At 60.8% G+C, this 5,683-nt stretch carries 4 protein-coding genes and 1 tRNA gene; all 5 read left to right on the forward strand.

The window, feature by feature from the left end:
* Positions 1-194 precede the first annotated feature (194 nt).
* On the forward strand, positions 195-383 hold the full coding sequence (locus PLJ71_20325; GenBank protein ID HQM51040.1) for a hypothetical protein: 189 nt from the start codon (positions 195-197) through the stop codon (positions 381-383).
* Positions 384-673: 290 nt separating this feature from the next.
* Complete coding sequence (locus PLJ71_20330; protein ID HQM51041.1) at positions 674-1,828, forward strand: iron-containing alcohol dehydrogenase; 1,155 nt, start codon at positions 674-676, stop codon at positions 1,826-1,828.
* Positions 1,829-1,946: 118 nt separating this feature from the next.
* A complete protein-coding gene (locus PLJ71_20335) occupies positions 1,947-3,335 on the forward strand; it encodes a hypothetical protein (GenBank protein HQM51042.1) in 1,389 nt (462 codons plus the stop codon).
* A gap of 346 nt (positions 3,336-3,681) precedes the next feature.
* The gene (locus PLJ71_20340; GenBank protein HQM51043.1) at positions 3,682-5,010 is read left to right on the forward strand and encodes a PASTA domain-containing protein; all 1,329 of its coding nucleotides are present in this window, start codon (positions 3,682-3,684) and stop codon (positions 5,008-5,010) included.
* 308 nt (positions 5,011-5,318) lie between these two features.
* Positions 5,319-5,410 (forward strand) — tRNA-Ser (locus PLJ71_20345).
* Positions 5,411-5,683 lie beyond the last annotated feature (273 nt).

The following is a 5,683-nucleotide window of genomic DNA, read 5'->3' on the forward strand; positions in this document are numbered from 1 at the left end:
GTGAGCTGGCTCAGCAAAAGAGAGCCTGGCTCAACGGCGACCAGTTCAATCCAACTCTGAGCGAGATTGGCGACTATCTGAACAAGCCGTAAGGTGTGTGGTAGCAGGATTCGGCAGACGCATCCTGCGGTGGTGAGTATGGTTCTGGCTTGCGCGCGATACTTGCGCGTAGGCCTTGGAGGAGGTGAAACCTCATGAAGCATGTTGGTCGCGTATCGAAAACGTTGCCCGCTCGGGCCCAGCAATTTGATTGGAAGGCTGCTTTGGCCACCCCGATACAGACGCCGCCACTCGGCTATGGCGAATTGGGTGACATCGCCTTGGGCGCCTATTATGCAACCGCTGCGGCAATTTGTGACTGTGTCCCGGCTGATAAACAGTAGTTCTTGAGTTCCGGCGTGCTGCCTCGCGCAGCGCCGGAGAACTAATACAGGAACAACCTTGCATCCGCGAAGGGGGAAAGGCGTGGACTTTCCCCGTTCGCGGTTGTTTTTTTGCGCAGCAGCCCGACACGGATGCCGACCCGGGGCAGGCGTATTCTATTTTCTTCCGTCTGCCGTCTTGCTTAATGCTCACCCCTAATTCCGGCCACAGACAGATGCTAAGATACCGTTTACAGGAAAAAGGAGTCTGAGGCATCGTGCCTCGGCGTGATACGTTCGGAGGAACTTCCGTGGACAACTTCGAGTATTTCAATCCCACTCATATCGTCTTTGGCAAGGGCGCCATCGCGAGGCTGTCGAGTTTGTTGCCTCATGATGGGCGCATCTTGATGACGTATGGCGGCGGGTCCATCAAACAGAATGGGGTGTACGATCAGACTCTGGCTGCCCTGCGCGGATTCGATGTCGCCGAATTCGGCGGGGTCGAACCCAATCCCCGCTACGAAACGCTCATGAAAGCGGTTGAACTCGCCCGCAGACAGGATACCCGTTTCCTGCTGTCGGTCGGCGGAGGTTCAGTCCTCGACGGAACGAAATTCATTGCCGCCGCGATGCGTTTCCGGGGAGACGAGCCATGGGACATTCTCGGCAAACACGCGCGCATCGAGGACGCGGTTCCGCTGGGCGCCATCCTGACCCTTCCGGCTACCGGCTCCGAGTCGAACGGCAACGCCGTGATCTCGCGCGGCGCGACCAGGGAGAAACTGGCGTTTTACAGCGAGAAGGTCTATCCACGGTTCTCGATTCTGGACCCCGAGACCACGTTCACGCTGCCGCAGCGGCAGACCGCCAACGGCGTTGTCGACGCGTTCATCCACGTCATGGAGCAGTACATGACCTACCCCGTCAACGCCCCATTGCAGGACCGCCAAGCCGAAGCGGTGTTGCTAACGTTGATCGAGGAGGGGCCGAAGGTCATGGCGAATCCCGCGGATTACGATGCGCGCGCCAATATCATGTGGACGGCGACCCAGGCGCTCAACGGCCTGATATCCTGCGGGGTGCCGCAGGACTGGTCGACCCATGGGATTGGCCACGAGTTGACGGCCCTATATGGCTTGGACCATGCACAGACCCTTGCGGTAGTGTTCCCGGCGGTGATGCGCCATCAGCGTAAGCCGAAGGCAGGCAAGATTCTCCACTACGCGGAGCGGGTTTGGGGAATCGTGGACGGTTCCCCCGGCGCGCGCATCGACGCGGCAATCCAAAAGACCGAAGAATTCTTCCGCTCGCTAGGCGTCAAGACCCGCCTCAAAGAATACGGCATCACCGAGGGCTACGCGGAGGTCGCGAAACGCATCGCCGCGCGTGGCACAGCCTTGGGCGAGCATGACGATATCGGCCCGGCCGAGGTCGATGCCATCCTCGCGCTGTGCGCCGCGTAGACGCGCCACGCTTGAACGCCGATACGGTGCGTTGGACCAGTGCTTACGACTCCGGTATGCTTGTGAAGCAGTCCTGGCAGTCTGAGTGGCGCAGTATCGTAAGTGGGGTGGCGTTGCCATGTCTAATGTTGCCGGCGGAAGAGAGGCGAAGAAACGGTCGCTGGTTCGCACGATAGTCCGGTGGGCTCTTCGGGCATTCCTGGCGATTGTTCTGGTTGCGGCTATCGTATTCGTGTTTGTGTTCCGGGACGCGCTGTACAACCGTTTTGTGCGGTTTCCCCGCGAGGCGAAAGCATGGCAGCGGCTCCAGGCGCGGCATGTGGATGTATCCGTCGACGATGGCTGGAACGATTACCAGGGCGTGTGCCACAGCCACTCGCACTTCTCGCATGACTCGCAGGTAACGTTTGAAGAAATCCAGCGCGCGTTGAAGGAGACCGGGCGCGATTTCATCCTGATGTCCGACCATTGCATTGATGGGAAGGCGGATTATTCGCTTCAGTGGGACGGGGTCAAGGACGGCATCCTGTTCGTTCCGGGGTTCGAGATGTCCGGCGGTTTCATGCCGTGGGGTCTGCCCAGCAACACGGTGTTGGATTGCGGAGGGGATCCGGAACTGTTGGCGGACACGATCGGGGAGGCGGGGGGACTCCTGTTTTTTGCACACTCGGAAGAAGACCGGCCCTGGAACCTGCCGCAGCTTGTCGGGATGGAGATCTACAACATTCACACCGATTTCAAGGACGAAGACGGGTACAGGGCGCTGTTGCCCGACATCGTCTTCAGCATCCGCAAGTATCCCGATCACGTAATCCGCACCATTTTCGATCGCCAGACCGAGATTCTCGCCAACTGGGACCGCCTCAACAAGGACCGCCATATCGTTGGGATCGCCGCCAATGACTGCCACCAGAACAATGGCTTCACCGGACGGTGCACGGATGAGGGCAAGCTTCTCGTCGAGGATACGAGCCCCGACGCCATTGGCGAATACGAACTGAACTGGTGGAAGCGTCTGGGACTTCGGGTATTGTTTGGTCCTCTCGAGCCCGGCCGCGAGCTGTTCCGGTTCGAACTCGACCCTTACGAGCGGATGGTCCGGTACGTCAGCACGCATATCCTCGCGCACGAGCTGTCCAGGGAGGCCATTCTCGAGTCGCTTCGCGAGGGCCGGGTGTACATCGCGTTCGACGTCCTTGCCGACAGCACGGGGTTCGTGTTTGTGGCGGATTCACGCGACGGCAGGGCGGTGATGGGCGAACGCATCCCGCTGGGTCCCGACGTGCACCTGCGGGCCGGGTCGCCCGTGCCCTGCCGGTTCACCGTCGTGCATGACGGCGTTGTTGCACACCAGGCCGAGGGACGCGAACTCGATTGGCAGGCAAAAGATGCCGGCAAGTACCGCATCGAAGCGGAAGTGGACATCCTGGGCGAATGGACCCCATGGGTCTACACCAATCCCATCGAGGTTGCCGCCACCGCCGTCGCGTCAGAGGCGAACCCGTAACGCCGTTTGCGCCTATCCCGCCGCCGGGGGAATGATCGCCCGCCTTGTCACGGAGCGGTCTCACACCGAGCCGCGGAGAATGTGGAGCGCGAGCAAAATTCCTCCGACGAAACCGTCGTGCCCTCGCGGCGCTCTTCCAAGTTGGCGTGTTTTGCCTTTTCGGTTGATTGCCCTTCGAGTCTGGCGCCCTATTCTGTGGCATATGCCCCACGGGAATCCTGTTGACATTCAGAAAGGACTTGTCTATTTTCGACTCTCTGGTAATGTAATGATCTGTACAAATCGGCTATCTCGCTGTGCATGCGCGGCTGCGCAGCTCCGCATGCCGCGTGAGAGAGGTTTCACCATGAGTTGTTCGACCAGCCGCTTGGGGGGCCGCCTGTTCACGATTCTGCTCATTGGAGCCGCCGTAATCGGCTGCCCGCCTTCAGACAGTAAGGTCACGGTTCCCAATGTCGTTGGCCAGACGCAAACGGCGGCACAAAACGCTATCACAGGAGCTGGTCTCGCGGTTGGAACCGTAACCCAAGAGTACCATGCCACGGTTGCGGCGGGCCTGGTGCTCAGCCAGGATCCTCCAGCGGGGAGAAGCGTTACCGCCAACAGCGCCGTGAACCTTGTGGTTTCGAAGGGTCCGGGCGGAGGAGGAGACATTTCGAACATCGAGGAACTTCAACGAATCGGGAACGACCCGGCATATCCTCTCGACGGCGACTACGTTCTGACGCAAGACATCGACGCCTCGGCGACGGCGGGCTGGAACGACGGCGCAGGCTTTGACCCGGTCGGCACGTGGATCGAGGATGATCCGGCAGCAGCGTTTACCGGGACCTTCGACGGCCAGGGGCATGTCATCACGAATCTGGTGATCAACCGGCCGGGCGAAGGCTATGCCGGTTTGTTTGGCTTTGTGGGCGAGGGAGGCGTCATCCTAAACCTCGGCATCGAGGGCGGCGCGGTGTCAGGTGGCGAGCGTGTTGGCGCCCTGGCGGGCGGGATCAGCGACGGCACGATTTCCGAATGTCATGTGACATCTTCGGTGACGGGGGAGGACTTTGTCGGGGTACTGGTGGGTGACAACTACCACGGCGCGATATCGCAATGCCACGCGACGGGCGCGGTAACCGGCGGCTCGAACGTTGGCGGGCTATTCGGGTCCGCCTGCGGGGACGTGTTTCAGTGCTACGCGACGGGCGCAGTGACAGGTACGGGCAGCTACGTGGGCGGCCTGGCGGGCTCTATCTGCGGCACGGTATCGCAGTGTTTCGCCACGGGCACGGTGGCGGCGCTCGGCGATTTCGCCGGCGGTTTAGCGGGCTCCAACATGGGCGCGGTATCGGAATGTTATGCGGCGGGCGGGGTGACGGGAAACGACTCCGTCGGGGGCCTGGCAGGCGACAATTACTTCAGCACGATCTCCCGATGTTACGCGACAGGCCCCGTAACGGGCGAGTCTCACGTTGGCGGCCTTGTGGGCCAAAACAACTACGCTACGGTCGAATTCTCATTCTGGGACATCGACACCGGCGGGCAGACGGAATCCGGCGGCGGCACGGGACTATCCACGGCGGAGATGCAGACCGAGACCACGTTTACCGCCGCAGGGTGGGACTTCGATGCGGTGTGGCACATGTTGCCCGAGGGTTCCTACCCATATCTACGCGCGCTGCCCTAGACGCGCCGGGCCTCCGCAGCGCGCGACCCAGCGCAGTCCATCTTTCCTCAGGTGCTGTCTGCGCGTCTCGTGTGTGGCTCCTTCTTTTCTGTAAGCGTCCCTCTTTTCTTGCACGAAGCCGCGCGAAGAACACAGAAGCAGAAGAGCCCGTTTCTCGATGGAGCCCTTTTGGGGCTGAGATGGCCCTTTCTCCGCACTTCCGGCGCCCTCGCGTGAGTCTTTGCCGTGAGCCTCGCGATACCCGGCAGATGCCGCTTGCCGGGTTGCATCCCCATCCGGATACATGCTAGAGTGTCGCCAGCTTTAGCGGAGAGATGACCGAGTGGTTGAAGGTGGCGCCCTGCTAAGGCGTTGTACGGGTCAAACCGTACCCCGGGTTCGAATCCCGGTCTCTCCGCCATCTAATTTTCCTCTTTTCTAACCCCTTCATTGTGCACATCTTACGATTTCGTGGTATCCTCAAAATGGCGTTTGTGCAGACTTTTGTGCAAACGTCTCAGGAGGGTGAGGGTACGGGTATGCGGCAGGAAGAGGCAGGGCGAAAGCGGCGTACAGGCCATACGACGAAGGGCCACGTGCGGGATGTGAGGATAGAACGCATCGGGCGCGTGACGATCTGCAAGCGCGGCTTGCGGAGTCGGGGCGCTTGCTCCAAGCCCGTGGCCCCCAGCGC

The sequence above is a fragment of the Candidatus Hydrogenedentota bacterium genome (assembly GCA_035416745.1).
GTDB lineage: Bacteria > Hydrogenedentota > Hydrogenedentia > Hydrogenedentales > SLHB01 > UBA2224.

Excerpts from the sequence above, each read along its gene's own strand:
- PLJ71_20325 (HQM51040.1), top strand. The coding sequence starts at position 195 with ATGAAGCATGTTGGTCGCGTATCGAAAACGTTGCCCGCTCGGGCCCAG.
- PLJ71_20340 (HQM51043.1), top strand. The coding sequence starts at position 3,682 with ATGAGTTGTTCGACCAGCCGCTTGGGGGGCCGCCTGTTCACGATTCTG.
- PLJ71_20335 (HQM51042.1), top strand. The coding sequence starts at position 1,947 with ATGTCTAATGTTGCCGGCGGAAGAGAGGCGAAGAAACGGTCGCTGGTT.